Below are 26,749 nucleotides of genomic sequence, written 5' to 3'. Positions count from 1 at the left end.
GGAAGTATCGGCATTCGATTTCAGGTGAACAATACAGCTTCACTGCAGTTCATTACTGCACACAGTGCAGCAGTGTGAAACTCGCAGCGTCAGCACAATAGCGAGGGCCAGAACGATTAACAGCGCAGCGACGGCAAACGTTATTCGCATACCGTTGGCGATGGCTGCGGGAGATGCTGTGCTGATGTCTGCCGTCGCCGAGGCAAAGGCAAACACCGCGCCCATGACTGAGGCCCCGGTGATCAGTCCGAGATTGCGCGACAGGCTGAGCATCCCCGCAATCACGCCATGCTGGTCCGGGCGGATGTCGGTCATGATCGCGGTGTTGTTGGCCGCCTGGAACAACGCGTAACTGGCAGTGATCACCGCGATGGGCGCGAGGTAACCGAGGATGCCGAAACTCGCCGGCATCATCGATAAAGCACCCGTGCCGAGCGCCATTGCGACGAGCCCGACAAGGGTCATGCGCCGAGTACCAAAACGGTCCACCAGACGACCGGCCGGCACCCCGGTCAGCGCCGCCACCAACGGGCCGACCGACAAGGCAAGGCCGACAAGCGCCGAACCGAGCCCAAGCGCACCCGAAAGATAAAACGGCCCGACCACCAGCGTCGCCATCATCACCGTCGAAACGAGCGTGCTCATGGCCAGGCTCGCGCTCAATCCCGGCTCCCGGAACAGCGCCAATTTAATCAGTGGTGATGCAACCGTGGCCTCTACGAAGATGAAAAGCCCAACGCCGAAAACAGCCGTCAGCAGCAGCGCGATATTGAGCGGACCAAAATCACCGCGCCCGATCGTCATGGCCAGCGCATACGCCGCAAGCGTCAGCGCCAACAGCAACGTGCCTGCCTTGTCGAAACCCACCCGCCGCGCTTTCGACCGCTGAAGATCCGCCGGCAAATAGCGATACGCGAGCCAGATATTCAGAACACCCAGCGGCACGTTGAGCAGAAAAATAGCCTGCCAGCCTGCGCCTGCGATCAACATCCCACCGAGCGACGGCCCCAGCGTGGTGCCGATCGCCGACATCGTGCCGAGCAATCCCATGGCCCTGCCGGTCTGCGCTTTCGGCACTGTCTCGGCGACAAACGCCACGGTCAGCGCCAGCATGATGGCTGCCCCGAGCCCTTGCACCGCCCGGGCACCGATCAGCCACCAAAGCGACGGCGCGACACCACACGCCAGCGATGACAGGGTGAAAATGCCGATGCCCGCCAGCAGCAAACGTCGACGGCCGACGAGGTCACCGAGTCGTCCGACACTCACAATCAGCGTGGTGATCGCCAGCAGATATGCCAGAACGATCCACTGCACTTGCTGAAAGGAAGCATCGAACGCCTCGGCCAGTGTCGGCAATCCCGCGTTGGCGATGCTGGTATCGAGTGAGGGCATCAACATCGACAGCGAAAGGCTGACGAGTGCCCAGCGGACCGAGCCTGATTGAGTGATGAGTTTCATGGTTTGGCCACGTCTGAAAGGTAGATCAGCAGCGTATGCCTGGCCGTGACATGGCGGAAGACGCACCACTTGCACTTGATAGATGCGTTTGACGCCATGTCACCCACACACCGTGCTAACGTTGAGGCATGACGACTCCCGACCTGAATTTGCTGATCACCCTGGATGTGCTGCTCACCGAAGGCAGCGTCGCCCGCGCCGCTCAACGACTGCGGCTGAGCCCGTCGGCCATGAGCCGGGCGCTGGCGCGGTTGCGCGAAACCACCGGCGACCCGCTGCTGGTCCGGGCCGGACGCGGGCTGGTGCCGACGCCCCGGGCGCTGGAACTGCGCGAACATGTCAGTCGCTTGGTGCAAGACGCAGAAGCCGTTTTGCGCCCCGCCGAACAACTCGACCTCAAGCAACTTGTGCGAACGTTCACCCTGCGCACCAGCGACGGTTTCGTCGAAAACTTCGGCCCGGCGTTGATAGCTCGCGTCAGTGAGGAAGCGCCCGACGTGCGCTTGCACTTTGTGCAGAAGCTGAACAAAGACAGCGCCGCGCTACGCGACGGTTCGGTCGACCTGGAAACTGGCGTGGTCGGCGGCACGACGAGCCCGGAAGTGCGCAGCCGGGCGTTGTTCGAAGATCGCTTCATCGGCGTCGTGCGTATGGGGCATCCACTGAACCAGGGTCAGGTCACCGCTTCCCGTTATGCCGCTGGCAAACACATCCTGGTCTCACGGCGCGGGCTCGATAAGGGGCCGATGGATGAAGCCTTGGAAGCACTGGGGCTAGAGCGGGAGATCACCACCATCGTCGGCGGCTTCTCGGCCGCGCTGGCGCTCGCTCGCGCCTCCGACCTGATTGCCACCGTGCCCGCGCAACACACCCGAAACCTGCGCGCCGGCCTGCACAGTTTTGACCTTCCGTTCGACCTGCCGCCGATCACCATTTCGATGCTCTGGCACCCACGGATGGATGCCGATTCAGCGCATCGGTGGTTGCGTGGTTGTGTTCGAGAGGTTTGTGCGCAGCCCTAGAATTTCAGACCTGACCGCTTCATTTTTTCTGCAGCCCCTTCAACCGCAAACTCGCCCGCTGTACCGCCGCCATTTTTTCCGGACGCTTCATGCGTTTCCATTTTCTGATGTCGTCCTTGGTGCGGCCACAACTGACACACAGCTCGCCACTCAGCTGGCAAATGGAAACACACGGATTTTCGATATCCTTGGCCACGTTTCAACCCCGCGTCGAGCGCTTGGGCGCCAGGCGTTGCTGCCAGTTGCCGGCTTTGGCGCGCTGACATTGTTCTTCAGAATCAAACTGCACATGGGCCGCTACCGGGCTGACGAGAACGTCCGCTTCACTTAACGCCATGGCCGTCAGTTCGACCATGCGCTCGCCCTGCCCGCTCGCCAGCGCCTGATCCTTGTTGGCCTGCGTATCGAAGACCCAGATCACCCGCAGGCTGGAAGGAAAGACGTCGTAGTCGATTTCGTGGGTCAGCCAGCAGAACCCGACTATTTCCGCTTTAGCGGTTTCACACGCCTCGGTCAGGGTGGCGACCAGGCGACGTTCGATGTGGGCCTGATCGCGTTTGCTTAAAGACATCGGGTAAGGGTCCTTGGGTGGGCGTCGATGGAAAGGGCTCATCATACGATACCGGGCTGATCCGAGAGTTGCTGCGTCTGTGCTGCCGTCTTCGCGGGCAAGCCTCGCTCCTACAGAATCTACAAACGCCACAGAACCTGTAGGAGCGAGGCTTGCCCGCGAAGAGGCCCAAACACCCACCGCAAATCCCGGCCCAGGAAACGCCGATGGTGAATATTGCGAAGGACCAGATAAAAGAAAATGCCTATCACCCCCCAATACTCCACCTATTAGCTGACTGCTTTATAGGCGTCTAACCTTATTGGAGCGCTGGCGTCAGCCGGCCGGTTGAGACTTGATAAAAGATACGAATGAGTCAGAAGCGTACTAGGCTTGCCGTGGGCCACCGTATTGGCAACTCGATTGCTGCTCTCCAGATTTCCCGTGTGACCACGACGATCGGTTGATCGAACGGCTGCAGCCTATGTCATTGATTTCGCTCGTCGCTATTGCGCGCCCACCCCGGGCCGGATAGCCGGATGAATACGACCAAAGGTAGCGCACACATGGCAAATGAATCGAAATGCCCGTTCAATCACGCCGCCGCGGGCGGTGGTACGACGAACCGCGATTGGTGGCCGAACCAACTGAACCTGAAGATCCTGCACCAGAATTCGCGGCTGTCCGACCCCACGGACGAGGGCTACAACTACGCCGAAGCGTTCAAAAGCCTGGACTTTCCGGCGCTCAAGCAAGACCTGCATGCGCTGATGACCGATTCGCAAGACTGGTGGCCGGCGGACTTCGGTCACTATGGGCCGCTGTTTATTCGCATGGCCTGGCACAGCGCCGGCACTTACCGCACCGGTGACGGTCGTGGCGGTGCCGGTTCCGGTCAGCAGCGCTTTGCGCCGCTCAACAGTTGGCCGGACAACGTCAGCCTCGACAAGGCGCGCCGGCTGCTTTGGCCGATCAAGCAAAAGTATGGTCGCAACATCTCCTGGGCCGACCTGATCGTGCTCACCGGTAACGTCGCGCTGGAATCCATGGGTTTCAAGACCTTCGGCTTTTCCGGCGGTCGGCCAGATGTTTGGGAACCGGATGAGGCCGTCTACTGGGGCTCGGAAAATAAGTGGCTGGGCGGCGATACCCGCTACGAAAAAGACAAAAAGGAACCCATGCAAGAACCCGGCGAAGGCCCACTCGTTGCTGAGCCGGGGGAAAATGAGGACAGCCGTACCGACGGAGGACGCAACCTGGAAAACCCGCTCGCCGCGGTGCAAATGGGCCTGATCTACGTCAACCCGGAAGGCCCGGAAGGCAACCCGGACCCGCTCGCCGCTGCGGTGGACATCCGCGAAACCTTCGGGCGCATGGCGATGAATGACGAAGAAACTGTGGCACTGATCGCCGGTGGCCACGCCTTCGGCAAGACCCACGGTGCCGGCCCTGCCGACAACGTCGGCGCCGAGCCCGAAGCCGCTGGCCTCGAAGCTCAAGGCCTGGGCTGGAAGAGCACCTTCGGCAGCGGCAAGGGCGGCGACACCATCACCAGCGGCCTGGAAGTGACCTGGACCACCACGCCCACCAAATGGAGCAACAACTACCTGGAAAACCTGTTCGGCTTCGAGTGGGAACTGACCAAGAGCCCGGCGGGTGCCAACCAGTGGACGGCGAAAGGCGGTGCTGGCGCGGGCATCATTCCGGATGCTCATGACCCGTCGAAACGGCGTAACCCGACCATGCTGACCACGGACCTGTCCCTGCGATTCGACCCGATCTATGAGCCGATTTCGCGACGCTTCCTGGCGAACCCGGACCAGTTGGCCGACGCATTCGCCCGAGCCTGGTTCAAGCTCCTCCACCGCGACATGGGCCCCCTCTCCCGCTACCTCGGCCCGGAAATGCCCAACGAAGAACTCCTGTGGCAAGACCCGATTCCGGAGGTCGACCATGCCTTGGTCAACGACAGCGACGTCGCCGCACTCAAGGGCAAACTCCTCGCCTCGGGCCTGACTGTCTCGCAGCTTGTATCAACTGCTTGGGCGGCGGCCTCCACCTTCCGCGGCTCCGACAAACGCGGCGGTGCCAACGGCGGACGCCTGCGCCTGGCCCCGCAGAAATCCTGGCAGGCCAACCAACCCGAGCAACTGGCGAACGTGCTGGCGAAACTCGAGAGCATCCAGAACGAGTTCAACAGCGGCGGCAAGAAAATCTCGCTGGCAGACCTGATCGTGCTCGCCGGTTGTGCCGGCGTCGAACAGGCGGCAAAAAACGCCGGCCAAACCGTCACGGTGCCTTTCACGCCGGGACGGATGGACGCCTCGCAAGAACAAACGGACGTTGAATCCTTCGGCTTCCTCGAACCCGCCGCCGATGGCTTCCGTAACTACCTCAAATCCCGCTACAGCGTACCGGCCGAGGCCTTACTGATCGACAAGGCGCAACTGCTGACACTCACCGCGCCAGAAATGACCGCGCTCATGGGTGGTATGCGCGTGCTCAATACCAACGTCGGACAAACCCAACACGGCGTCTTCACCAAACAGCCAGAAGCGTTGACCAACGACTTCTTCAAAAACCTGCTCGATATGAGCGTGGAATGGAAACCGGTGTCGGAGGCCAATGAAGAGTTTGAAGGACGCGATCGGAAAACTGGCGACCTTAAATGGACGGGTACACGTGTTGATCTGGTGTTTGGCTCGAATGCGCAGTTGAGGGCATTGGCTGAGGTCTATGCCTGCGACGATGCGAAGGAGAAGTTTGTGAAAGACTTCGTTGCGGCTTGGGACAAGGTGATGAATCTGGATCGGTTTGATTTGAGATGAGGTGAGCAGCATTGCTGAAAACCCGCAACGCCTCCCTGTGTGGAGGCGTTGTGCTTTTTGCTGATCGCAGGAAGATTAAACAGGAGAAATCGTGGCGAGCGCACCAATCAAAAGGGTCAACACCAGAAATCCACCCAGGAAAAATGCCATCTTGCCCATGGGGCCTCCTACGTTATGAGATTGCGGTGCAGTGGCTACCGCAGCTGCTGACCGTGCTGTCATTCTGAGCCGCAGGCGTGGTGCATTACAGATGCAGATAGCCCAAAAAAAAACGGATCAGCACGACGCCGAACCCCGAACAATCCGACGACTCATCGCGCCACCTTCTGGTTAGCGTTTACCTTGGGTGCGGAACGGCGGGAACGCACGATGGGCCAGAACAATTCTTCTTTCCAGCTTATCGGTGACAAGCGTTCGATTCCGTAGGCCGGCGGACGCCGACGGGTAATTTTTGCTGTTCCGAACAGTACATCCCAAAGAAATAACAGGTTGCCGAAATTGCCTTTGTAATATGTAACACCGTCCTCGGCAGTCAAACCGTGATGCGCAGAGTGAGTGGAGGGTGTGGAGAAGGTTCGCTCCAACACCCAGACAATCGGGCGTAACGCGGGGATTCGATACAGTTTGTCGTCCCACGCAATGCTGCTATGTGCAGCGAAGATCACGGTCATTTTCACAATCAAATAAACGTAATAAACGTGTGCAAGCCCAAGATAAATCAGCATGCCTGATAGCCAGATACCGGGCATCAAAAGATAGTAGAAACTGTTGTTGCGATAGACGATGCGTACACTCATATAGGGTGCGGAATGATGTGCACGGTGCAACGCATAAAGTGCGGGAACCCGATGAGTCAGGCGATGCCACCAATATTGGGTCATGTCATCCAGCAGTAAAAACAATACAAATCCTGCCATCCACGGAATTTCGGCCAGCGCGCCCTTCATGTCCGGTACAGCCTGATTCAGTATCTGGCCACTTAGCCACATGACTAAAGGAAATGTAATCGCCACCAATATGCCGGAACCGACGATTTCAATGAGTACGTCACGTTTACCGCTTGACGACTGACGAAACGAGGAACAGGCAAGCTCAAGCAAAATGAAGGCAAGGAAAATCCCGGCCACTATCAAAGCAGGGTTATTGGCGAGCATTGTTATATTCATGGCACTCTCGATTTAGGCCCTTGCGGGCAATGCCTTGTCATTAGAAACCCAGGAGTCAGCCCTCCCAATGCGCGAAATGGACAGAATTGAGCGAGAACCGGCCAATCGCCCGCCCCAGCGCTTTCATCGAGGCAGGCTGGGCCAAGTGCTGGAGCGCTTCCTTGATAGCCAGGTTTCCCGAAAAAGCGCGGATTACAGCCTGATCGAACTGGATCAGCTTTGGCGCGAGGCGGCGCGCATTGATCCGGCAATCGGGTTGAAACTGTTCGCACTGTTCACGCCGCAGGACTGGCACGTCCTGGCTTATCTTTGCCTGTACAGCCCCGACGTTTTGTCGGCGATGCACCTTTGGGCCCGGTACGCACCGCTTGCATCGGACACCGACAATGTGAGGTTGGTGAATGACGAAAACGGCGTGGGGATCGAACTGTGCGTTGATGCGCCAGGAGAGTTGGCGCGGTATGTCATCGAACACTACGGCGTGATGTCCATCGCGCAATTGCGACGTGGAACCGGGCAGGATGTGCAGCCGATTCTGGCAAAATTCATGCATTCGCGTCCGTCGTATTACAAGCAATACAGCCAGTGGTTTGGAGACCGTATCGAGTTTGACTGCCCGGTTAACTGCTTCTATTTCCGTGCTCAAAGCTTGAGTCTGCCGATGCAGACCCGTCATCACGGGATGTTGGAGTTATTGACTCAGGAAATGGATCGACGGATCGCCGCGCATCGCAACTTCAGCGGTTGGTCAGCCAAGGTTGCCGAAGGTGCGCGACGATCTCTGGTGAGGGGTGAAACGCCAAATCTGGACGATCTGGCAAAGGCGCTGCACCAGACGCCCAGGACATTACGCAGACGCCTGGAAGAGCAAGGCACGACCTTCAGACAATTACTCGATCAGATTCGTGCAGAACTGGAACTGCATCTTGAATTGCAAGGCGAGTCGTTAACGGAGATTGCAGCCCAATTGGGCTACAGCGATTTGACTGCTTATCTTCATGCGCGAAGTCGATGGCGTGACAGGAAATAAGGAATATAGAACCGAATGCCCAGAGCTTCTTTATTGCATGCCTAAAACTAGTTACCCCGCCCGCCACCAAACGACCATTCATCTGCCGCGGTAGTGGTAATCACCACCATGACGTCCTCAGAGTCGATACCTGGCGCTCGACTCAGTCTCTCGACCAGGTTGCGATAGAAACGCTGTTTCGTTTCGATGTCTCGAAGACGGCCGGCAGTAATCGCGATCAGCACAAAGTCATGGCTGCGCGGACCGCCCAGGTAGCCGGGATCAAATACCAGTTCGCCCACTTCATGTTGGTGAATGACCTGGAACCGGTCAGCCATCGGCACTTCGAAGCTTTCTACTAACGCGTCGTGCAGCCCCTGTGAGAGGGCCTGTAAATACTCGGCCGACTTTCCCCGGTGCAATGAAATACGTGCAAATGGCATAACGGTCTACTCCTGAAAAACCCACTGACAGGAGAAAACTACCAAGTCGCGATAATTCCGAATATCAGATTTAATGGCGACCATAGTCCTGAATGAGTGGATGATTCGATGCGCCGTCCGACCTTCGATCTTGATGTGCTGCGTACTTTCGTGACCGGTGTGGAGTTCAACAGCTTTGCCAAAGCGGCGGATCGGCTCAATCGCTCGACGTCTGCCGTGAGTGCACAACTCAAGAAGCTTGAGGAACAGATAGGCACGCCAGTGCTGTCCAAATCCGGTCGAGGGCTGGTGTTGACGCCGGTGGGTGAATCCTTGCTCAGCCATGCCCGCCGACTGCTTGAACTGAACGACAGCATTTTCCAGACCCTGCACGAAAGCCAGACCGCCGCAACGGTACGTCTGGGGCTTCAGGAAGACTTTGGTGAGCACTTTCTCAGCGACATTCTGCGACGCTACGTCAAGATGTACCCGAGGGTGAGCCTCGAAGTCAGGATCGCGCGTAATACCGAACTGCTTAGGTTGATCGACAGCGGTGGCCTGGACCTGGCCCTGACTTGGGACACAGGGCACAAGTCCCCTTATGCCACGCGCCTGGGTGAAACGCAGATGCACTGGATCGGACTTCGCGACACGCCATCGCTCAACTGCTCTGTAGATTCGCCCCTGCCATTGATCCTGTTCGACGCCCCTTGCGTGTTGCGCAGCGCGGCAACCCAGGCACTGGATGAGGCGCGGATTCCCTGGCGAATCGCGCTGACCAGCCCCAGCGTTGGTGGAATCTGGGCAGCCATTGCTGCCGGTTTGGGCCTCACGCTGCGAACCCGCATTGGACTGCCTGGACATCTCGCCGTCATTGCCGGTCTACCCACGCTGCCGACCCTCGGTTACGTGCTTTATCGTGGAGCAGAACACCTGGCGCCTGCCACCCGACAATTGGCTGCGTTGATACAAACCAGTCTGCAAGAGCAGGTGTTCACTCTCACTGGAGGCGCCACCGTTTGACGCTGCCTAAAGCAAGTCACCCAAGGTGTCGTACTTGTAATACTGGCTGTAATTCAGCACATCCCGGGGTGTGACCTTTTCCGGGAAGGGGCTGTACATCGGATCATCAATCCGATGGAACTTGAGCGAATCCGGGGCATTTCCCGCCGGTACGTAGGCTGCGGCGGGATGCTTCGCTTGCCATGCCGCCCAGAGCCGGTCGACATTGCAATGATGTAGAAAGAACACTGGGTCGTTCGGCGAGGACGACAACCCCATGTCACCACCGACCCACACATGGACGTTGTTATGAATGCGTTCTTCGCCCGCCCATCCCTCGATGCTGTTGCGCGCACCACCGGTGGATTGCGCCGCGTTGTAGGGCGCTTTGTCATACACCGGGTTTTCATGGATGACCTTGCGCACATTGGCTCGGCTGGGCAGCGACCCACCTCTTCCCAGATAGCGCACCAAGGGGCGGTTTACCCTGTCTAGTTCCATGGTGCGGCCATTACCCGTCAATCGCACCCGCCACTTCCCACTTACGAACTGTCCGAGGTACTCATCCGACCAGATGAGTGAAGCCCTCGGGTCCTGCAGTTCCGCGTCAGTGTTCCAGTCCCAGTACGGGATTCGAAAGTTGGGGTCGCTTATCGCCTTGCGAAGTAACGTTTCCAACCTCACGAGGAAGTAGCGATGCCATGGCAAGAATGATGGCCCGCCATGCGCAGCGTTCCTCGCCATCTGCCCGGCAGGCGTTGAAATCATCATGGCCCGGTGGTGCCAGGCCACGAAGGAGTCATAAATCGAGAGATTCGCCTGTCCGGGCCAGGGATTCTGCGCGGGGTCCTTGAGCCGCTTTACCCCTTCAACGTATTTCTTAAGCGCCGGGAGATCATTGACCGCATTAGACCTGATCATGATGTGCTCCGTGGGCATGGTGGTCGGGGTGCTCTCCCCCATCGCCATCGCCCTTGGCGAAGGATTCCGGATAGGCATCGATCACCGCGGTCATCAAATCGAGAGCCGATCCGTAAGTGACGAATGGGGTTGCGTGCGTATGGACCTGGCCCGCATCGTCCACAAACAGATGCGCCTGGACCGGGGTCCCATCGACCTCCACCTGGTAGGTGGTCACGATCCGGACAACGTGTCCTTTGTGGTTAATCTCGCGAACAGTCCTGGCCTCATGTCCTGCGTGCGGGTCCACGTACTCAGGGAACTGCGCCTTGATCCACGCAGGGTGCGTTTTGTCAGGATCGGTGATGGATATCTCTGCGAGAGCACCTATGTCAGGCGGGCTCAATAGCACGTTGGGTTTTGTACCCGTTGGTTCGGGGCTGGAGACATTCTTCCGTGTCATGATTCCTCCTGGAGTGTGCCCCCGGACGATTGCCCGGACTGGCTGGAGGAAGTGTAGTTGGTAGCGGGTAGGCATGCCGTTGAACTCATCCGCCGGGCGGACTCGCTGTGGATTCACCCTACGAGCACCCAGCGATACGGCAGCATGTCGGTAATCTCACTCGCCCGTTGTGTCGGCAGGCGCGTGAGGATGCCCTTTAAGTAAGCATACGGATCATGCCCATTGAGCTTTGCTGATTGGATCAGGCTCATGATTCACTTTTACAGACGCATTCCCATCTCGCGACCATTGAGTGCACCCTAACGATTAAGCTCACTGGACTCGCAAAAGCGTAGCTTTTGCGAGTCCAGTGAGCGAAGCGAGCGGTGTTGAGCGCCTTGTTAGGCGTATTCAACGGAATGTTCCATTTAAAAATTTTCTGCCTCGGGCGCACGGAAGGCCTTACTGTAGTAGCCAGACTGGTCGAAACAGCAAACCTGCTTCTTGCCGGATGCAAGCATATCGCAGGCATCACCAATTCGTTTTGCGCGCGTCTTAAGTTGCTTGGCTGAAGTAATCCAGTGTATCCAGTCTACTCGTGCGATGGTCGTCGTATTGTTCCAAACTTTACGAGCCTCAGGAGTGGCTGCCAGTGCCTCCTGAAAATCTGGTGGGATGTCAGGCTCGGGTTCCTTCTTCACAGGGGTTAGCTCTACTGTAACGATATCCCCAACGGCCGCGCCTGCGGCTTCGTGTAACTCTCTACTTACCTGCAGCCAATGGCTCAGCTGACCATCCGGCTCAAGGGTTGCCTGGAAATGGTGCCCATTGATTGTGCCTTCAACTGTCGTCCTTCCTCGCCTCGGAAGCTGTTCACTCGCGTCTCTTGGCAGTACTACGAACGCCCACGACGTATCATTGCCAGGCTTTGCCGGACGAAGAAGCTTTGCTTCGAATCGGGATTTCACATCGATTGTTGTCATTGCAACTCCTCCAACTAATACGCCTAACTACTATTTGGCGACATCACTGTCGCGTTTAAACGCGACATAGCCCAGGGAGAAACGAGACATGGATGACGCCAAGCTCAGCTGCGGTAAAGATTCAGTGCAGAAGGTGGACGCTAACTATTTGCCACTAGTCTGTCCAGCGGCTGCTATCGGTCGATTAAAAGTCATTGGCTAATCGTTCCGCTTTGCACATCACCGCAAACCCGTAGCCGTTGGCAAAACACGCTCTCTAGCGCGAAGCGGTGATCCCTTTGTTCATCCGTGATTTAACGGTATGTTGAAGTCCTCAACTCAAGGACGACCCATGGCCATCCACGCACCCACCCCCACGCAAAAACACTTGGCAGTGTTAATCGACGCCGACAATGCCCCCGCAGCAATTGTTGAAGGTTTATTCGAAGAAATCGCCAAGTACGGTATCGCCAACGTCAAGCGGATCTATGGCGACTGGACTGGCCCTCAGTTGGGTGGATGGAAAAAGGTGCTACTCGACCATTCGATTCAACCTATCCAACAGTTCGCGTACACCAAAGGTAAGAACGCAACAGACAGTGCCTTGATCATCGACGCAATGGACTTGCTGTACACCCGACGCTTCGACGGTTTCTGCCTGGTTTCGAGCGACAGTGACTTCACCCGCCTCGCTTCGCGGTTACGAGAAGAGGGTTTGACGGTCTACGGGTTTGGTGAAGAAAAAACCCCGAGACCGTTCGTGTCGGCCTGCGACAAGTTCATCTATACCGAATTGCTGCGCGGTGAAGTGCTTGTTGCTGCAAGCAATGGACATGGTCGACCCGAACCTGAGCCACCCGCCGAAATCGAGGCCGTCAAAGTCGCCAGTACGCCCGAAGTAAAAAAGCTACCCAAGGCACCAGTAAGTTTCATCGCAAAAATCTTGGATGACATTGCCGACGAGGACGGCTGGGCTCACTTGGGTGCGCTGGGCACCAACATCAGCAAATTGAGACCTGAGTTCGACCCTCGCACCCATGGTTATAAAAAGCTCAGTGAGTTGATCAAGGGGTATCCGGATACGTTTGAACTGCAAACTAGAGGAACGTCGGGAGTGGGTGGTTCAATACTCTATGCCCGGCACCGACAGCCGAGCTCGTAGCCCCCGTCACCAACGACCGCTCTTGGCTGTGGATTCAACCGGTTGCCAAACAGTTGGCAGGGGCGATCAATGTAATTCATGAGCAATAGCCGACCGCAGTCTGAAGCATCCAAGCACTACATTGAAAAGTACGGAGTTCCCTTCGGTAGCTGGTGACCGTAGGAGTAGTCGAAAGCTCAAGCCGGGGCTGTCTCACGCTACTGCTCGCGAAGCGCGCACTTTCTCGTATCGCGAGAATCCGATCTTGATGCCGACCAGAATGGGGGCAGCGATGACAAAAAGCAGGGCCACTGCGATGAACGCTGTGTCGAAGGCAATCACCATGGACTGACTTGTCACTAACCGGCCCAGAAGGCTCGTCGCTGCCCGGCCAGCGGCCGCTGCATCCATTCCTTTCGCGCTCAGCATGGCTGTCGTGGTCGTCATCCGTTCGATGACCGCGGCGCCGCCTGGGGTGACGTTGGCGCCGAGGACCACGGCATTGGTGACGACGTTATGGTCGATCAGTGTCTGGAGCCCTGCGACTCCAATAAGGCCACCTAGCTGGCGACCCGTATTGAAAAGGCCTATTCCGCTAGCGAGGTTTCGGCTGTTGAGGTGGCTGAAAGCGATCAGCGTGATCGATAGAAACAGGAAGCCAAGCCCCAGGCCGCGCAACAGGATGGCGGCCATCATGTTGTCCGCGCCGCTTTCGCTGGTCGAACCGGACAGCATCCACATCGCCACCATGATCATCAGGATTCCAAAAGGCACGGTGGCGAACGGCGCAACGCGGTGGGCCTGCATGAGCCAGGCAGATATGAGGAGCGCGCCGACAAAAAAAACGCCACTGGGCAACAGGAGCTGGCCGGCATCGGTAGGCGTGAAACTGAGGACCGACAGGGCAAACGCCGGAATCAGGAACGCGCTGCCGAACAAGGCCGCGCCGGCGACAAAACTGACGATAAAAGCGAAGGAAAAATCGCTCGATTTGAACAGGGTGAAATCAAGCAGCCCCTGCCCTTTGGCCAACACCTGTTGACCGAGAAATGCCAGCAGAGCGGCTGCGCCGATCACGGTTAGCCACAGGATGCGAGGCTCCTCGAACCAGTCCCATCGGCTGCCCTGGCTGAGAACGTAGGTGAAACAGCACAGGGTGATGGAGATCAGCGAGAAGCCGATCCAGTCAAACGGCCGGTGCCGGACCTTGGCGGGCAGTGGGCCATCTGCGATCAGCAAAAGTCCGCTAGCCGCCAAGGCAAGCGGGACAACGCTGAAGAAGATCCATGCCCAGGACTGGCTATCGATCAACCACCCTTGAAGCGCCGGGGCGAGCGTCGCTGGCGCGACAACGGAGCCCATGGCAAACAGGGCCTGGAGGATTGGCTGACGGGACCGCGGATAAGCGCGAAATATCATCGCCTGGCCCCCGACCAGCAGGGTGCCGCCAGCGAAGCCTTGAATAACCCGAAGTGCGACCAACAGATCCAGCCGAGCGGTGATGGCGGCAATGCCGCACGCCAAGCCCATGACCAGGGTTGAGCCGATGATCACATGACGCGCAACGAAACGGTTCATCAGCCAAGGCGCGGTCATGAACCCGATCAGCTTGAGCGCGATGTAGCCGATATCCAGCCAGGCAAACTCATCAGGCGTTGCATAGGTGTCGCCGATGAGGTCGCTGCGTCCGAGCGACAGAACGGTGCTGGCAATCGCTTCCGTCAGCGTGGCAAGCACGATGCCTGCAATGAGCAGGACACCGGTCGTAGCGCTGGCGTTGCGCCGCCTGGCGCTGGCAACCGTGTTCATGAGCCGCCCCCTTGTGCAACCTCGACACGCGCGGACAGACCAGGGACGATGCGGCCCGGCAACGGGTTATGGGCAAGCCGGATCTTTACCGGAACCCGCTGCACGACACGCACAAAGTTTCCTGTGGCATTGTCTGCGGGAAGCAAGCTGAAGGCCGACCCACTACCCGGCGCAAAGCTGTCGACCACGCCTTCAAGCGCCTCGTTCGGGTAGCCGTCGACCGTAATGCGCACGCGCTGACCGGGCCGGATATGTTCGAGCTGGGTCTCCTTGAAATTCGCCTCGACCCACACATCATTGACCGGCACGATATCGAGCAAGGCCCCACCCGGCGTAACGAACCGGCCGACGCGGACCTGACGATTACCGACAACGCCATCAACAGGTGCGTGTACCACGGTGCTGTCGAGATCGATCTGGGCCAAATCGCGCGCGGCCTGTGCCTGCGCCACAGCAGCAACCGCGGCTTCTCGCTGGGCCACAAGGACGGCAATGCGTTGCTGTTGAGCCTCGACCGTTGCCGAAGCGGCCGATACCGTCGCCTCGGCTCTGGAGCGTGCCGTGCCGGTTTCATCGACAAGGGCCTGGCTGACCGCGTTGCTGACGATAAGTTTGCGGCTGCGATCATGGGTCTTGGTCGCCAGATTCATCTCGGCGCCGGCCGAGCGTCGCTGGGCTTCGGCCTGTCGAATCAGGCTACGCTGAAGCTGGGTTTCGGCATCGACATGGGTCAGGCGGGCCTGGGCAGCGCTGACATTGGCCACTGCTTGAGCAAGCCGTGCGCGATAGTCCCGATCGTCAATCCGGAACAGGACGTCACCCGCCCGGACGGTCTGGTTGTCCTCGACCTCTACCGCCGTGACATAGCCGGCAACTTTGGCGGCGAGCGAGGTGAGGTCGCCGCGCACATAAGCGTTATCGGTGGAGGTCGCACCGCTCGAAAATGCCATGCCCCATCCGCCAGCCAAGACCGCCACGGCGCCGATGCACAGCAGAATGCCGATCACCTTTCTCTTGCTTTGCCGCGCCACCACGACAGGGATCTCGACGCTTGCGCCGGTGGCGGCCTTGTCCTGAAGCGAGTTCATGTTTTTGTTTCCTGTTCAATGCCAAGGACCTGTAGCAGCCACAGGACGGCAGTGACCTGCCGCCCGGCTGTTGAGCGTCGATGAGCGCGTTGATCGGCTCACTTCTTAATAGGTGTAACGAGCTCCTTTTCGTTGCTGTCGAGGACGAACACGGCCAGCAGGCGTGCGGGCTTCGTGTCGCTGGCGTTGGCGCTGACTTCGTGCACGGAGCCCGGCTCCTCTACGAAGTTTTCGCCGACGTTGTAGATCTTTTCCGGCTCGCCTTTGACTTTGATGCGAAACGAACCCTCCAGGACCGTTGCATAAATGAAGGCCGTTTTCGGATGGGTGTGGGACGGCGACGCGGCGCCCGGCCCGTACTCGACCAGCACACCCTTCATGCTCTTGCCTGGGATGTTGGGAATTGGGCGGTCGAATACGACCGTCACCTTGCCTGCGGGCGGCTCAGCGGCCGACGCTGCGGTGATCGACAGCGCTGCGAAGGCAGCGGCCAAGAGATATCGGGTAAACATGGCAATTCTCCTTTATGCGTATGTGTTGTGATGGCGCGGCCCGTTACCGAGCCGACGCTTTCCTGATGAGTCTTGGGTAGCCTCAGCGCCCGGCTTTGGCCGTCGACTGACCGAGCCAGTCCTCGAAGCGGATCGCGCCCAGGCGCGGGTTCTTGCCGGGGGTCAGCGATTGATCGTCGAGCTCCGAGCCGAAGTAGCGCGCGTGCACATCCGGCACGACCTTACGCGTGTCCTGAGTGACCCGCAGGAAGCGCCTGACCAGTTCGTCGAGTGGCATGGCCTCGGGACCGGCGACTTCCACCGTGCCATTGACCGGCGTTGCCAGCGTGACCTCGGCGAGCGCCGCCACCACGTCGTCAGACGCCATCGGCTGGATCAGCGCCGGCGACAGGCTAATCTCCTCGCCGACGGTGGCCGCCTGCGCAATGCCGCCGACAAACTCGAAGAACTGTGTGGCACGCAGGATGGTGTAAGGAATGCCGGACGCCTTGATCAGGTTTTCCTGCGCGACCTTGGCCCGGAAATAGCCGTTCTCGGGAAGCCGCTCACTGCCGACGATCGACAGGGCAACGTGATGGCGAACCCCGGCGGCCGCCTCCGCAGCCAGCAGGTGACGGCTCGACGTTTCGAAGAAGTCGAGAACGGCCTGGTCTTCCCACGAAGGCGCGTTCGCCACGTCGACGACGATATCGGCGTCATCCATCGCTTGGGCCAGGCCCTCGCGGGTGATGCTGTTCACGCCCGTGCTGGGGGCGGCTGCGAGCGCGTCATGGCCGCGCTCGCGGAGGATATTCACAAGTTTCGATCCGATGAGGCCGGTGCCTCCAATGACGACGATCTTCATGGTTTCTCTCCGCTTCTCGACTGCACCATTGCTGTCGATTTAGATTGAGAGTGCCAGCGCGTGTCAGGGAAGTCCTTGTGCCGGCCTTGGGTTTGCCTTCAGGGAAGCTTGGTTTTTCGTCCAGAAAAACTGCTATTCAATGGGTATCTCTTGCCGCGGGCGCTGCCGTATTATCGACACCACTTACCCATCGCCAGCTCGGACACGGAGTCGAGGGCGCTCGACCAGGGGATCCTCACCTTGCCATTCGTGTTTGAAGACTACGTGCTCGATCAGGAGCGCCGGGAACTGACCTTGCGCGGGCAAGTCGTGGCTGTCGGGCCACAGGTCTTCGATCTATTGCTGCAGCTCGTCAGCAACTGCGATCGCGTGATGAGCAAGGACGACCTGCTCAAGGCCGTGTGGGGCGGTCGGATCGTCTCGGAGTCGACCATCACCAGCCACATCAATGCGGTGCGCAAGGCCATCGGCGATACCGGCGAGGAGCAGCGCCTGGTGCGCACTGTCGCCCGCAAGGGATACCGCTTCGTAGGCGAAATCAAGGTGGATGAGGTAGGGGAAACGCGACAGCCTGACATCGAAGAACCCACGCCCGTGGACCTGAAACAAACGCCTCCGCCCACCCTCGTCCTGCCGGACAAACCCTCCATTACCGTCCTGCCCTTCCACAACCTGAGCGGCGATCCGGAGCAGGAGTATTTCGCCGACGGCATGGTAGAGGACATCATCACCGCCCTGTCGCGTATCCGTTGGCTGTTCGTCATCGCACACAATTCAAGCTTCACCTACAAGGGTCGGGACGTGGACGTCCAGGGCGTCGGCCAGACGCTCGGCGTGCGTTACGTACTGGAAGGTAGCGTGCGCAAATCCGGGAACAAGATACGCATCACCGGGCAGCTGATCGACGCGACGACCGGGACGCACATTTGGGCGGAGCGTTTCGAAGGCATGCTCCACGACATCTTCGAGCTGCAGGATCAAATCGCCGAGAGTGTCGTCGGCGCCATTGCTCCGCAGCTGGAACGAGCGGAAATCGAGCGTGCCAAGCGCAAACCAACGGAAAGCCTGGACGCTTACGACTATTACCTGCGCGGAATGGCGAAACTGCACAACGGCACCCGCGAAGCCATCGAGCAAGCGCTGCCGTTGTTCTATAAGGCCATCGAGCTCGATCCGGAGTTTGCATCAGCCTACGGCATGGCAGCCTGGTGCCACTTCTGGCGCAAGTTGAATGGCTGGATGACCGATCGGCCTCGAGAGATCGCCGAGGGCGCACGACTTGCGCGTCTGGCGGTGGAACTCGGCCGGGATGATGCCGTGGCGCTGACGCGAGGCGGACATGCACTTGCCCATCTCGCCGGCGATATCGATGGCGGCATTGCCCTGCTCGACAGGGCACGCCTGCTCAACCCCAACCTTGCCCCCGCCTGGTTCCTCGGCGGTATCCTGCGCGCACTGCGCGGTGAAACAGACGCCGCCATCGAGCATTTGACGCATGCCGTTCGCTTGAGCCCGCTGGATCCGGAAATGTTCAGAATGCAGGTCGGGATGGCGCTCGCGCACTTCGTCGCCGGGCGCTTCGAACCCGCTGCTGCCTGGGCGGAAAAGGCGCTGAGAAACCTGCCCTGCCTCTTGGCATCGGTTGCCCTGCTGGCGGCCAGTCATGCGCTCAGCGGACACATGGACAAAGCGAAGCAGGCGATGCAGCGTTTGCATGAGCTGGATCCGTCTTTGCGCGTTTCCAACTTGAAGGAGTGGCTGCCAATCCAACGCTCCGAGGATTTTGCGCGGTTTGCTGATGGACTAAGGCTGGCTGGGTTGTCGGAGTGAGCCCATGGATATCTTACAAAGCACTCAGCAATTATTAGCGAGATAGCAAAGTAAGAATCCTTCGGCGACGCAGAAGTGTCAGAGCTCCCTCGGGTAGATTCCAGCGCCCGCTTCCTGGCCAGAAACGGACACTCGAACGCATCACTTCATCGGCTATTTTTCTAGGCGAAGCAGTTACCCGTGTTCCGCTGCCAATAATGATCTGAACTGCGAAACGATCTCTGAAGAGAGTCCGGCAGCTTCGAACACTGCGCCGGTAAAGCTAACGGGTGCAGAGCCTGGAGCAGTTATGATGCGGTCGGCAACCACAGCTACTTGACTGCTTCGATAAAGCGCGGCGCCTTCATAACCTACGGCATTCTGTTGTAAGAAGTCAGCGCTGTTCGAAGTATGAGAAACCGAGTCGAGAAGCCCGGCCCTCGCTAGTGCCAGCGTTCCCCCACAGATACCGGCAATTGCCGCTCCACTTGAACGACTAGCAAGCAGAAAGTCCCGAATATCCGGTGCATCTGCACGCTCCCAGATCATTCCACCGATGACGACAACAACGTCCGGCTTCCAGTCGAGGCATTGTTGCAAGTTGCTATCCACCGTTACAGCCAATCCACCCTGCGAGCGGAACTGCCCCGTAGCAGAGGCAAAAAACCTAACCTCGATCCCGTAAAACGGGGATGCGGTTCCTGCAATGAAAGCGTATTCCCAGTCCGCAAAACCAGGTGTCAGTATCAAGCCCACGCGTGCCATCAGTCAGATTCCTCCATGAAAACGAATAACATAAAGCGACAACAAATAGATCTCAATGGCTGCAGCGCGTCGATTGCAGTCACCCGGGCAAATCACCTGAGTCCAGGGTAGCTCCTCAGCTCCTAAAGTTTTCAGTCAAAAGCCACGAACAACCGGAATCCTTGAATCAATGTCTCGTCCTGAATCAGGTTTACACCTGTTTCAGGACGAGACACCGAACAAAAAAAGCCCACTGACCGTCCCCGGTTCAGTGGGCTTTTCACTGCGTGACGCGTGAAACAACGCAACCGTTCGGCAAATACATCTTCTTAAACTCAGTGGCTTTGACTTTGCAACCTGGCACGGGCACAGTCTGGCGCTACATGAGGATGGATGCCTCGGTGAGGCTTAAGGAGAATGCCGTGTTTCCGATCAATATTTGGCTTGCCTATACTGCCGCGTGCTTGCTATTGGTACTTGCACCAGGCCCGGACAATCTGCTGGCCGTAGGCCGAGGACTCAGTCAGGGCAGGATAGCCGCTATCGTATCGGGCATGGCATCTGGGGCGGGAATTCTCTTTCATGTGGCAACCGCTTCGCTAGGACTGACTTTGCTTATGCAGACGTCCGCAGTTGCCTTCTGGGTCGTCAAGCTCATCGGCGCCGGTTATTTACTTTGGCTTGGCATAAAAGTCCTACGTTCTCGTAGCCTGATTAGTTTCCAGCCAGCCACTCGGCAATCACTGCCGAGCATTTTCCTCACGGGATTACTCTCGGCAGCACTCAATCCGAAGCCTGGGTTTTTCGTCCTTGCGTTCATCCCGCAGTTCGTCGACCCACAACGCGGATCAGTGAGTGTACAGATGCTGGTGTACGGCATATGGTTCGCCGCACTGACGGCAGTGGGATTCGCACTGATGGGCGTATTCGCCACTGCACTGTCCCGATTTTTGCGCCAGAGGCCACGACTGGTAAATGGCCTGAACGTGGGGGCAGGACTCACCTTCGTTGCTTCGGGAGTATCGATAGCGGCACTCAGCCAAAAATAGGATCAGTACATTGGCGTCGCGGGGCTAAGATTTCAGCCTCGCTGAGCCTCGGTGATTATGAATGCTGACGACTTTAAAACTTATCTTTTCAGAGCTGAGATCATGGCTCTGTATAGCCGCAAAATTGTCATTCGCCGTCAGAATCTTGTTCGCAGGCTGCCTTTTTATCGCAACCGCTAATCACATCCGTACAGACGTTTCGCATGGACTGCTCTGGGATTACGGATACGGGCCTGACACTTACTTGGCCAGCCGTATTTTCTGGGGGGCGCTTACGTTTTTTGACCCGTTTGCAGCTTAGCTACTTTTCATCAAGCCAAGAGCCGGAATCGTGCTTACGGTAGCGATTATTTTGGTCGACGTAATCCATAACACTTTTTACGTCGCATTGAAGCAACAGTGGCTGGAGCTGTTCTACCTGTCCCAGGTAGCTTTCCTTATCGTAGTATTCCTACTCTCGCCCATCGCTTGGAATGGCCCTATTCGAGTAAGCGTCCGGCGAAGACACCTACCCTGATGCAGTATCCAGGGCAATGGTGTCCTCTGCGGCAAAAACTATTTCTGACCTATTCGAGTTGGTAATTCAACCAAATATGGTGCGTGCCATCGGTGTCGATTTTGATTCCTCCTGATCCCGATATCCCTCTCAAATCACCTGTACCACTGCCTCCGACTATGCAGAAAAATTCATCTGCCCGATCAGTGCCGGTTGTGGAGGCGGAGTGGATGAAATTGAAGGCGCCTTCTTTCCCATTCACCGCACCTTTGAAGCTCTCAATAGCGATGTAACTGCCCGTCCTGGTCGTCTGGTCGAATGCCGCAGTAAAAACTGTTGAGGAAATACCGTCGATAGCACCCGAGTAACATTTCTCCATAGTGCTGATAGACACTGGCAAGGAGGTAGTAATCTCGGGGGTTGGGCTCAGGCCTGTTGGTTTGAAATTCTTAGTAGAAAAAGTGGCTAACGCTTCCATTCACATCCGTCTCTATCCAAAGAGTGAAGTTCTCATTCTACTCCACAGCACAGCACGCACGGAGCCAAAACGCTCTGCGGAGCTAAGCCTATTTCCATCTATGCGGCAGCAACGTATGCGTCCGGCAAAGTCATCTATCGAAGTCTTTTTTAACCCGAATGCCAACTATTTCAGCAGAACTGGCCATTTTCCCGGTACTTACTCCCGCTCCTTACGGTTCGGATATTCAATACCTCACCGTCACATGGGATGAGCAATCGCTTAGCGACTTCCGCGCGCTCTGCCGCCATTGCTAGCTCTTCGCGGGACACCGGACAATGATTAAGGGCCTCCAAATGGTTTGCAATGACCCTGCCAGCAACCGACCGTGTGAACTCGATGACTTCTTCAACCCCCATGATTATCTCGCTACCGACATCCAGACACGCACCACCGGCAGGAACGACCGAAACCGCAGGCTGATGGAGAGCCACAAACCGTCGAACCTGGTCGGTGAGTACCGTATCGCCGGCCAGGTATAGGGTGGGCTCTCCCACAATCTCGATGAAATACCCGACACCATGTTCCATGAGTCGACCGACAAGCCCCCGCCCATGGGTGCATGTAACAGTCCTGATCTTGCCGCCGAGAAATGGCTGCGGACAGTGATGATTGTCTGGCAATGATGCGACGTTCAATCCGCGCCGGATCAAGTACCTGGCGTCATGCGGCGTACAGATCACCGGGATTTGTTTCTCACGCAACCATTTTATTGCTGCCCGATCCAGATGATCGAAGTGGCCTTTCTGGCAGTGCGTTATCAAACAGTGCGTGATCGACTCGAGCAGCACATTTGCAGTCGCTGGTAACGGCACCGTTGGATTGCGCTGCCTGTTGCTGAAGACCTTTAGAGGCGGATATGCACCCTGCTCTCCCAGCATAGGATCGACAATGACTCGACAAGGGCCGATTTCAAGCACGATGGTTGCACTTCTAAGTTGATGAATCCGCATTACTTACCTTAGGAAAGTCCATTTAATCGGGGCTAACGGCTTTGTCGCCCCCAAGAGAAGTCAGCGGGCCTTGCCCTTCGCTATGCAATATGAGTTGACGAACGTTGCAGTGTGTTGCAAAGACTGACGTATATCCGGTTTGGCTATTCCATGCCTGTTGGCAAATTGCTCGACCGCCGCTGTATCAAAACGAGTGGTCTGGATAAAGTCCAAGGCTTCGGGTTTTGTATTCAAAAACCGCGCGACGGGAGGAATACTCAGTAGCAACTTCAGCAATCGGAGTGAAATGTAATGCTTGGGAGACTTTAAGCCCAAAGGTTGTGCCACCTGTACCAGGAGTTCTCGCAAGTTGGGAGTTTGGTCATCAAGCGCCAGCAGTTCCTGGCCCACCATGGCAGGATCAAAAGCACAAACCACCACCAGCTCAACCAGGTAATCCACGGTGACCAGTGGCAGCCAGTGCTCGGCGGTACCGGGTACTGCAGTCAGCTTTCCCTGCACAAGGTTGCGTATCAGCTCCACCAGCGGCTGACCGTTAAGGATATGCCCCGTGCGGCTGTGGCCACAAACCGTCGCGGGGTGGACAACGGTAATCTCCCCGCCCTTGGCGGACATGACCTCCAGGGTCGCAAAATGCGCCTCCAGCTTGCTCCCCTCGTAACCACCGACATGTCGGTAGACGGCAGGCCAATTCGTCAGCTCCGGATAACGAGGATCAATTCCGATGCGTTGCAGATGTTCATGATTTTTCAGCATGTAGCCACCGATCATCACTAACCGGCTTTTTTGCTCAGCCGCCAACAGCGCCACGCGCTTTGCCCCTTCCACATTCACCGCACGAGAATGCTCCACTGAAAGCCCCCATGCGAAGTGGGCGCCCAGGTGGAATATGACTCTGGCGTGCCTTAGCACTTCTCGGTCAGCAAGACTCAGCCCGAGGTTGTCCCGCTCCAGATCGCCAGCTACGGCAAATACCCGGGTTGCGTTCCCTCCCAAATTGTCGACTTGCTCCCGCAGTGCAGCTAGTCGCTCTGGGCGACGCATCAACACCCGAATGGTGTGACCTTTTGCACTCAGGTGCGCCACCAAATGTTGACCGATGAAGCCGGTCCCCCCCGTGACAAAGCACTCCACGCTCATTTCCCTGCTCCTTGGTAAGGTGAGAAATCAAGCGTAAACTATCGACCCCACTCTATAGTCAAGCGATGTATTCATGAAAATCGGCGAACTCGAGGCCCGCAGCGGCGCCAGCCGCCATACCCTGCGTTACTACGAGCAAATCGGTCTGATCTCACCGCTGCGGCGAACTAACAACTATCGCGTTTACACAGCGCAAACTCTGCAAGATCTGGACTTTATCCAGCGCGCGCAAAGCATGGGATTTTCCCTGGGGGAAATAGGCGAGATTCTGGATGCGCAGAGGAACAAGCTGATCGATTGTGCTGACGGCGCTAAGCTAATTGAAAAGAAGATGGCAGAAATCAGACAGAAAATCGCCAACTTCCAAAGCATTTATCGGTATCTGGATGAAGAGCGTGCAAACCTCGAAGCCAGTGCTGCCAAGCAACTTGAGCTTCAGCAGCTGAACAACTCTTCCAACTGAACCGCGTTTTCTAAAACCTTCTGGCCTGGCCCTGAACAGTAAGCGTCCGCCCAACAGACCTTGCGTCGGACAATTGTGCTGGCGAGCTGGCCGTGGCAGAGGTTTACAGTAAGCGTCCGCGGAACACACCTTGCATAGTTAAACGGTCGCCCATTTATGCGGCAGTAACTCTGTAATAGCTTAGCCAAGATGCCTTCGGCGGGCGCTTACGGCAAAACGGCCAATGCGTGCGTTTGGCTCCAACACGCAGGCACGCAAGTCCTCATGTGGAGATGGAGTTGAATCTAGTCCTTGCAGAATTAATGCTAGGCCGCCAAGAGCGCTTGCCGGAGCGTCGCGACAAGCGGCTTGGGGTCGTCCTTGCGCCAGATGGCATAGACCCTGACCCGTGAAGGAAACCAGGGCAGCTCGCGAAATATGACGCTATCTGCAAGAAAATCCCGAAGACTCGCCTGGACAAAGGTAATGCCCAAACCTGAGGCCACCAGCCGCAAGGCTGCCAGCAGGTCATCCGCCTCTACCTTGATGTCAGGCAAGAAACCGCAAGCGGAGCAGTTCTCAAGAAAACGCTGGCGGGCCGCAGGATTTTTTGACCGGGCCAAGGCAACCCAACGCTCCCCGTTCAAGTCTTGAGGAGCAATGCTCGCTTGCGTGGCCATAACATGTCTTTTTCCCAGAACAAGCAGTAGCGCTTCGCTTGAAACCTCCATGGACTCTATGTCTGCGCTCTCAGGAACTGAATAAACCAGCCCGAAATCGAGCGCTCTACCGAGCAGGGCCTCGGATTGTTCTGAGGAGCCCATGGGACGGAGTTCGAAGGTAGCAGCCTGATGGCCTGATTGCAGACCCGCAAGGGCACGCGGTAATACATTGGAGTGCATGGCTGCTTCGACATAACCCACGGCAATATGGCCTGTCTCACCAAGAGCGATACAGCGCGCCGCTGCTTCGACTTCAGATGCATGGGCGACCAGGCTGCGCGCCTCCTGAAGGAAAAGACGTCCTTCGTCAGTCAGGCGCATGCGCTGACGTGCGCGTTCGAATAACCTCAGACCAAGCTGCGCTTCAAGCTGAATGATTTGCCGACTCAAAGGCGACTGCGAGATATGTAGACGGCTGGCGGCTTGACCGACATTTTCAGTTTCAGCGACAGCGATAAACGCAACAAGCAATCGAAGATCTAAGGTCATGTGAATCGGGTCTCAAGTCATGTAGAACGCGTCTTGGACCAGAATAGTATTTTTTGCAATTATCCGTGAACTGTTTAAACGACGAACGCCTTGAAGGGGATATATATGCAGTTCATCACGCTTTCGCGTCGAGTCTCGGAGCGTTTTTCCGATGCGGATTTTGCGCCTCATCTCGAAGCCGAAGCTCAGCGTGCCAGGGCTCTCTATCTGGAGGGATTTATCCGCAACATCTGGCACCGTGGTGACATGGGGGGCGCCTGCCTACTGGTTGAAGCCGAAAACGAGACTGCCGTTCGGGAAAAGCTGGCAACGCTGCCATTGGTAAATTCCGGGATGCTGGAAGTTACTTCTGTTGTACCGTTGAAACCTTATGGTGGATTTGGCCCAAGAATCCAGTAACCGCTCTTCGTCCGATAATATTTAGTACAGAGCCCAAGGAGGCACTCGATGCAATTCGTCAAACTAGGGTATGCGTCCGGGTCTCCCGTCTTGCGTCACTAAACCGGTTGCCACCTATGCGGCAGCAGCTGCGCAATATCACTTGCCCGTTGCGTCGGTAGGCGCCCGTTGAGCCGCGCCGACAGGATCAAACTCATGATCGCCGCCGCCCGTTTTCCGCTGCGCAGGGAACCTGCCAAGAGCCAGTTTTTTCGCCCGAGTGCCCACGGCCGAATCTGGTTCTTGGCCCAATTATTGTCAACGGACAAGGCCCCGTCATCGAGGTAGCGCGATAGCGCCGTCCAGCGTTTCAGGCTGTAGTCCAACGCTTTGCTGATAGCCGAACCATCGTGCACAAGATCACGCTGGGCGATCATCCAAGCATGTAGCGCCCCCATCACTGGCACCGCTTTTTTTTGGTTCTTCACGGATTACCGGGAAAGACGCTCTTGATCTTCATGAAAAAGAATTCGCTGTCCCGGTAACCGTACGCCATCCGCTTAATGACCTTTATTCGATTGTTTATGCCTTCCAGCTGGCCCGTGTGCATTGGCCAGCGAACCCGGCTGACGATGCCCCGCCAGTAACCCTTTAGTCGCTTTGCGAACTGGATCAGAGCCGGTATTCCACTTTCTTGAGCATGGCTCAGCCATTGCTTCCAGGCTGATCGCCAACCCCAGGCAGTACTCGGGGTCCAGAGTGTTTTGAGTTCAGCCTTCATCAAGTAGACCGTCATCAACGCTTGGTTGGCCGCCAGTAGATCCTCCAGGCGGACCTGTTGTTCCGGCGTTT

27 protein-coding genes and 2 pseudogenes are annotated in these 26,749 nt (G+C 57.4%); 9 read left to right on the top strand and 20 right to left on the bottom strand.

Going from position 1 to position 26,749, the window contains the following annotated elements:
* Positions 1 to 39: 39 nt before the first annotated feature.
* Positions 40 to 1,461, bottom strand: coding sequence for an MFS transporter (locus CKW20_RS27890; RefSeq protein ID WP_095055756.1), 1,422 nt, complete (start codon positions 1,459 to 1,461; stop codon positions 40 to 42).
* Positions 1,462 to 1,589: 128 nt separating this feature from the next.
* Between CKW20_RS27890 and CKW20_RS27885 the strand changes: the two genes are divergently transcribed.
* Positions 1,590 to 2,483, top strand: coding sequence for a LysR family transcriptional regulator (locus tag CKW20_RS27885; RefSeq protein WP_095055755.1), 894 nt, complete (start codon positions 1,590 to 1,592; stop codon positions 2,481 to 2,483).
* A 19-nt stretch (positions 2,484 to 2,502) separates the two neighbouring features.
* Here the strand turns inward: CKW20_RS27885 and CKW20_RS27880 are convergent, their stop codons facing one another.
* Positions 2,503 to 2,679 carry a DUF1289 domain-containing protein gene (locus tag CKW20_RS27880; protein ID WP_038982653.1) on the bottom strand — a complete coding sequence of 59 codons (177 nt, stop codon included), beginning with the start codon at positions 2,677 to 2,679 and terminating at the stop codon, positions 2,503 to 2,505.
* A gap of 3 nt (positions 2,680 to 2,682) precedes the next feature.
* On the bottom strand, positions 2,683 to 3,054 hold the full coding sequence (locus CKW20_RS27875; RefSeq protein WP_095055754.1) for a hypothetical protein: 372 nt from the start codon (positions 3,052 to 3,054) through the stop codon (positions 2,683 to 2,685).
* Positions 3,055 to 3,572: 518 nt separating this feature from the next.
* Here CKW20_RS27875 and katG point away from each other — a divergent pair.
* Positions 3,573 to 5,861 (top strand): catalase/peroxidase HPI, encoded by a 2,289-nt coding sequence (katG, locus tag CKW20_RS27870; RefSeq protein ID WP_095055753.1) that lies wholly within the window; start codon positions 3,573 to 3,575, stop codon positions 5,859 to 5,861.
* Between the two features lie 311 nt (positions 5,862 to 6,172).
* Here katG and CKW20_RS27865 read toward each other — a convergent pair whose 3' ends face one another.
* On the bottom strand, positions 6,173 to 7,027 hold the full coding sequence (locus CKW20_RS27865; protein ID WP_095055752.1) for a sterol desaturase family protein: 855 nt from the start codon (positions 7,025 to 7,027) through the stop codon (positions 6,173 to 6,175).
* 67 nt (positions 7,028 to 7,094) lie between these two features.
* Between CKW20_RS27865 and CKW20_RS27860 the strand changes: the two genes are divergently transcribed.
* A complete protein-coding gene (locus CKW20_RS27860) occupies positions 7,095 to 8,057 on the top strand; it encodes an AraC family transcriptional regulator ligand-binding domain-containing protein (RefSeq protein ID WP_095055751.1) in 963 nt (320 codons plus the stop codon).
* 47 nt (positions 8,058 to 8,104) lie between these two features.
* On the opposite strand, the gene CKW20_RS27855 is transcribed toward CKW20_RS27860, so the two are convergent.
* Positions 8,105 to 8,479 carry a tautomerase family protein gene (locus CKW20_RS27855; protein WP_095055750.1) on the bottom strand — a complete coding sequence of 125 codons (375 nt, stop codon included), beginning with the start codon at positions 8,477 to 8,479 and terminating at the stop codon, positions 8,105 to 8,107.
* 108 nt (positions 8,480 to 8,587) lie between these two features.
* On the opposite strand from CKW20_RS27855, the gene CKW20_RS27850 reads away from it, so the two are divergent.
* Positions 8,588 to 9,481, top strand: a complete 894-nt coding sequence (locus CKW20_RS27850; RefSeq protein WP_095055749.1) for a LysR substrate-binding domain-containing protein — start codon at positions 8,588 to 8,590, stop codon at positions 9,479 to 9,481.
* 6 nt (positions 9,482 to 9,487) lie between these two features.
* On the opposite strand, the gene CKW20_RS27845 is transcribed toward CKW20_RS27850, so the two are convergent.
* From CKW20_RS27845 to CKW20_RS27830, 4 genes and pseudogenes are all read right to left on the bottom strand, one after another.
* Entirely contained in the window at positions 9,488 to 10,381 is an 894-nt protein-coding gene (locus CKW20_RS27845; protein WP_095055748.1) for a tyrosinase family protein, read from the bottom strand.
* A complete protein-coding gene (locus CKW20_RS27840; protein ID WP_095055747.1) occupies positions 10,368 to 10,823 on the bottom strand; it encodes a hypothetical protein in 456 nt (151 codons plus the stop codon). The genes CKW20_RS27845 and CKW20_RS27840 overlap by 14 nt, the downstream gene beginning before the upstream one ends.
* A 113-nt stretch (positions 10,824 to 10,936) precedes the next feature.
* Positions 10,937 to 11,077: pseudogene (locus CKW20_RS27835) on the bottom strand (transposase domain-containing protein); the annotation flags it as partial.
* A gap of 153 nt (positions 11,078 to 11,230) precedes the next feature.
* Positions 11,231 to 11,785, bottom strand: coding sequence for a YdeI/OmpD-associated family protein (locus CKW20_RS27830; protein WP_095055746.1), 555 nt, complete (start codon positions 11,783 to 11,785; stop codon positions 11,231 to 11,233).
* Between the two features lie 331 nt (positions 11,786 to 12,116).
* Here CKW20_RS27830 and CKW20_RS27825 point away from each other — a divergent pair, with 331 nt between their 5' ends.
* On the top strand, positions 12,117 to 12,926 hold the full coding sequence (locus tag CKW20_RS27825) for an NYN domain-containing protein (RefSeq protein WP_095055745.1): 810 nt from the start codon (positions 12,117 to 12,119) through the stop codon (positions 12,924 to 12,926).
* Between the two features lie 192 nt (positions 12,927 to 13,118).
* On the opposite strand, the gene CKW20_RS27820 is transcribed toward CKW20_RS27825, so the two are convergent.
* The 4 genes from CKW20_RS27820 to CKW20_RS27805 all read right to left on the bottom strand — a co-directional run bounded on the left by CKW20_RS27820 (position 13,119) and on the right by CKW20_RS27805 (position 17,158).
* Positions 13,119 to 14,714 (bottom strand): DHA2 family efflux MFS transporter permease subunit, encoded by a 1,596-nt coding sequence (locus CKW20_RS27820; protein WP_095055744.1) that lies wholly within the window; start codon positions 14,712 to 14,714, stop codon positions 13,119 to 13,121.
* The gene (locus CKW20_RS27815; RefSeq protein WP_095055743.1) at positions 14,711 to 15,802 is read right to left on the bottom strand and encodes an HlyD family secretion protein; all 1,092 of its coding nucleotides are present in this window, start codon (positions 15,800 to 15,802) and stop codon (positions 14,711 to 14,713) included. The genes CKW20_RS27820 and CKW20_RS27815 overlap by 4 nt, the downstream gene beginning before the upstream one ends.
* A gap of 98 nt (positions 15,803 to 15,900) precedes the next feature.
* Positions 15,901 to 16,314 (bottom strand): cupin domain-containing protein, encoded by a 414-nt coding sequence (locus CKW20_RS27810; protein WP_095055742.1) that lies wholly within the window; start codon positions 16,312 to 16,314, stop codon positions 15,901 to 15,903.
* Between the two features lie 82 nt (positions 16,315 to 16,396).
* The gene (locus CKW20_RS27805; protein WP_095055741.1) at positions 16,397 to 17,158 is read right to left on the bottom strand and encodes an SDR family oxidoreductase; all 762 of its coding nucleotides are present in this window, start codon (positions 17,156 to 17,158) and stop codon (positions 16,397 to 16,399) included.
* 240 nt (positions 17,159 to 17,398) lie between these two features.
* On the opposite strand from CKW20_RS27805, the gene CKW20_RS27800 reads away from it, so the two are divergent.
* Positions 17,399 to 18,988, top strand: a complete 1,590-nt coding sequence (locus tag CKW20_RS27800) for a winged helix-turn-helix domain-containing protein (protein WP_095055740.1) — start codon at positions 17,399 to 17,401, stop codon at positions 18,986 to 18,988.
* A 174-nt stretch (positions 18,989 to 19,162) separates the two neighbouring features.
* Here the strand turns inward: CKW20_RS27800 and CKW20_RS27795 are convergent, their stop codons facing one another.
* Positions 19,163 to 19,732, bottom strand: coding sequence for a DJ-1/PfpI family protein (locus CKW20_RS27795; protein WP_095055739.1), 570 nt, complete (start codon positions 19,730 to 19,732; stop codon positions 19,163 to 19,165).
* A 368-nt stretch (positions 19,733 to 20,100) separates the two neighbouring features.
* Here CKW20_RS27795 and CKW20_RS27790 point away from each other — a divergent pair, with 368 nt between their 5' ends.
* Positions 20,101 to 20,760, top strand: coding sequence for a LysE family translocator (locus CKW20_RS27790; RefSeq protein WP_095055738.1), 660 nt, complete (start codon positions 20,101 to 20,103; stop codon positions 20,758 to 20,760).
* A gap of 566 nt (positions 20,761 to 21,326) precedes the next feature.
* Here CKW20_RS27790 and CKW20_RS27780 read toward each other — a convergent pair.
* The 3 genes from CKW20_RS27780 to CKW20_RS27770 all read right to left on the bottom strand — a co-directional run bounded on the left by CKW20_RS27780 (position 21,327) and on the right by CKW20_RS27770 (position 23,866).
* Positions 21,327 to 21,734, bottom strand: coding sequence for a DUF3224 domain-containing protein (locus CKW20_RS27780; protein ID WP_095055737.1), 408 nt, complete (start codon positions 21,732 to 21,734; stop codon positions 21,327 to 21,329).
* 170 nt (positions 21,735 to 21,904) lie between these two features.
* Entirely contained in the window at positions 21,905 to 22,726 is an 822-nt protein-coding gene (locus CKW20_RS27775; RefSeq protein ID WP_095055736.1) for an MBL fold metallo-hydrolase, read from the bottom strand.
* 60 nt (positions 22,727 to 22,786) lie between these two features.
* The gene (locus CKW20_RS27770) at positions 22,787 to 23,866 is read right to left on the bottom strand and encodes an SDR family oxidoreductase (protein ID WP_095055735.1); all 1,080 of its coding nucleotides are present in this window, start codon (positions 23,864 to 23,866) and stop codon (positions 22,787 to 22,789) included.
* A gap of 73 nt (positions 23,867 to 23,939) precedes the next feature.
* On the opposite strand from CKW20_RS27770, the gene CKW20_RS27765 reads away from it, so the two are divergent.
* Positions 23,940 to 24,329: a MerR family transcriptional regulator gene (locus tag CKW20_RS27765; protein ID WP_095055734.1), complete on the top strand. Its 390-nt coding sequence runs from the start codon at positions 23,940 to 23,942 to the stop codon at positions 24,327 to 24,329.
* A 305-nt stretch (positions 24,330 to 24,634) separates the two neighbouring features.
* On the opposite strand, the gene CKW20_RS27760 is transcribed toward CKW20_RS27765, so the two are convergent.
* On the bottom strand, positions 24,635 to 25,519 hold the full coding sequence (locus CKW20_RS27760) for a LysR family transcriptional regulator (protein ID WP_095055733.1): 885 nt from the start codon (positions 25,517 to 25,519) through the stop codon (positions 24,635 to 24,637).
* A 105-nt stretch (positions 25,520 to 25,624) separates the two neighbouring features.
* Here CKW20_RS27760 and CKW20_RS27755 point away from each other — a divergent pair, with 105 nt between their 5' ends.
* Positions 25,625 to 25,918 (top strand): muconolactone Delta-isomerase family protein, encoded by a 294-nt coding sequence (locus CKW20_RS27755; protein ID WP_095055732.1) that lies wholly within the window; start codon positions 25,625 to 25,627, stop codon positions 25,916 to 25,918.
* 98 nt (positions 25,919 to 26,016) lie between these two features.
* Here the strand turns inward: CKW20_RS27755 and CKW20_RS27750 are convergent.
* Positions 26,017 to 26,376 (bottom strand): annotated as a pseudogene (locus CKW20_RS27750) (transposase); the annotation flags it as partial.
* A 5-nt stretch (positions 26,377 to 26,381) separates the two neighbouring features.
* Positions 26,382 to 26,749 (bottom strand): transposase (locus CKW20_RS27745; protein WP_141228990.1); only part of this gene is annotated, 368 nt, incomplete at its 5' end.

The sequence above is a fragment of the Pseudomonas sp. Irchel s3b2 genome, assembly GCF_900187445.1.
Classification (GTDB): Bacteria; Pseudomonadota; Gammaproteobacteria; order Pseudomonadales; family Pseudomonadaceae; genus Aquipseudomonas.
The sequence above is the reverse complement of the archived record's forward strand: the minus strand, read 5'-3'. Positions and strand labels throughout refer to the sequence as shown.

Coding starts and splice junctions, on each gene's coding strand:
- CKW20_RS27830 (WP_095055746.1), bottom strand. CDS start 11,785: ATGACAACAATCGATGTGAAATCCCGATTCGAAGCAAAGCTTCTTCGT.
- katG (WP_095055753.1), top strand. CDS start 3,573: ATGAATACGACCAAAGGTAGCGCACACATGGCAAATGAATCGAAATGC.
- CKW20_RS27790 (WP_095055738.1), top strand. CDS start 20,101: ATGGATGCCTCGGTGAGGCTTAAGGAGAATGCCGTGTTTCCGATCAAT.
- CKW20_RS27780 (WP_095055737.1), bottom strand. CDS start 21,734: ATGGAAGCGTTAGCCACTTTTTCTACTAAGAATTTCAAACCAACAGGC.
- CKW20_RS27875 (WP_095055754.1), bottom strand. CDS start 3,054: ATGTCTTTAAGCAAACGCGATCAGGCCCACATCGAACGTCGCCTGGTC.
- CKW20_RS27765 (WP_095055734.1), top strand. CDS start 23,940: ATGAAAATCGGCGAACTCGAGGCCCGCAGCGGCGCCAGCCGCCATACC.
- CKW20_RS27755 (WP_095055732.1), top strand. CDS start 25,625: ATGCAGTTCATCACGCTTTCGCGTCGAGTCTCGGAGCGTTTTTCCGAT.
- CKW20_RS27795 (WP_095055739.1), bottom strand. CDS start 19,732: ATGGCACGCGTGGGCTTGATACTGACACCTGGTTTTGCGGACTGGGAA.
- CKW20_RS27855 (WP_095055750.1), bottom strand. CDS start 8,479: ATGCCATTTGCACGTATTTCATTGCACCGGGGAAAGTCGGCCGAGTAT.
- CKW20_RS27840 (WP_095055747.1), bottom strand. CDS start 10,823: ATGACACGGAAGAATGTCTCCAGCCCCGAACCAACGGGTACAAAACCC.
- CKW20_RS27885 (WP_095055755.1), top strand. CDS start 1,590: ATGACGACTCCCGACCTGAATTTGCTGATCACCCTGGATGTGCTGCTC.
- CKW20_RS27845 (WP_095055748.1), bottom strand. CDS start 10,381: ATGATCAGGTCTAATGCGGTCAATGATCTCCCGGCGCTTAAGAAATAC.
- CKW20_RS27820 (WP_095055744.1), bottom strand. CDS start 14,714: ATGAACACGGTTGCCAGCGCCAGGCGGCGCAACGCCAGCGCTACGACC.
- CKW20_RS27775 (WP_095055736.1), bottom strand. CDS start 22,726: ATGCGGATTCATCAACTTAGAAGTGCAACCATCGTGCTTGAAATCGGC.
- CKW20_RS27850 (WP_095055749.1), top strand. CDS start 8,588: ATGCGCCGTCCGACCTTCGATCTTGATGTGCTGCGTACTTTCGTGACC.
- CKW20_RS27805 (WP_095055741.1), bottom strand. CDS start 17,158: ATGAAGATCGTCGTCATTGGAGGCACCGGCCTCATCGGATCGAAACTT.
- CKW20_RS27890 (WP_095055756.1), bottom strand. CDS start 1,461: ATGAAACTCATCACTCAATCAGGCTCGGTCCGCTGGGCACTCGTCAGC.
- CKW20_RS27865 (WP_095055752.1), bottom strand. CDS start 7,027: ATGAATATAACAATGCTCGCCAATAACCCTGCTTTGATAGTGGCCGGG.
- CKW20_RS27810 (WP_095055742.1), bottom strand. CDS start 16,314: ATGTTTACCCGATATCTCTTGGCCGCTGCCTTCGCAGCGCTGTCGATC.
- CKW20_RS27860 (WP_095055751.1), top strand. CDS start 7,095: ATGCGCGAAATGGACAGAATTGAGCGAGAACCGGCCAATCGCCCGCCC.
- CKW20_RS27760 (WP_095055733.1), bottom strand. CDS start 25,519: ATGACCTTAGATCTTCGATTGCTTGTTGCGTTTATCGCTGTCGCTGAA.
- CKW20_RS27815 (WP_095055743.1), bottom strand. CDS start 15,802: ATGAACTCGCTTCAGGACAAGGCCGCCACCGGCGCAAGCGTCGAGATC.
- CKW20_RS27770 (WP_095055735.1), bottom strand. CDS start 23,866: ATGAGCGTGGAGTGCTTTGTCACGGGGGGGACCGGCTTCATCGGTCAA.
- CKW20_RS27825 (WP_095055745.1), top strand. CDS start 12,117: ATGGCCATCCACGCACCCACCCCCACGCAAAAACACTTGGCAGTGTTA.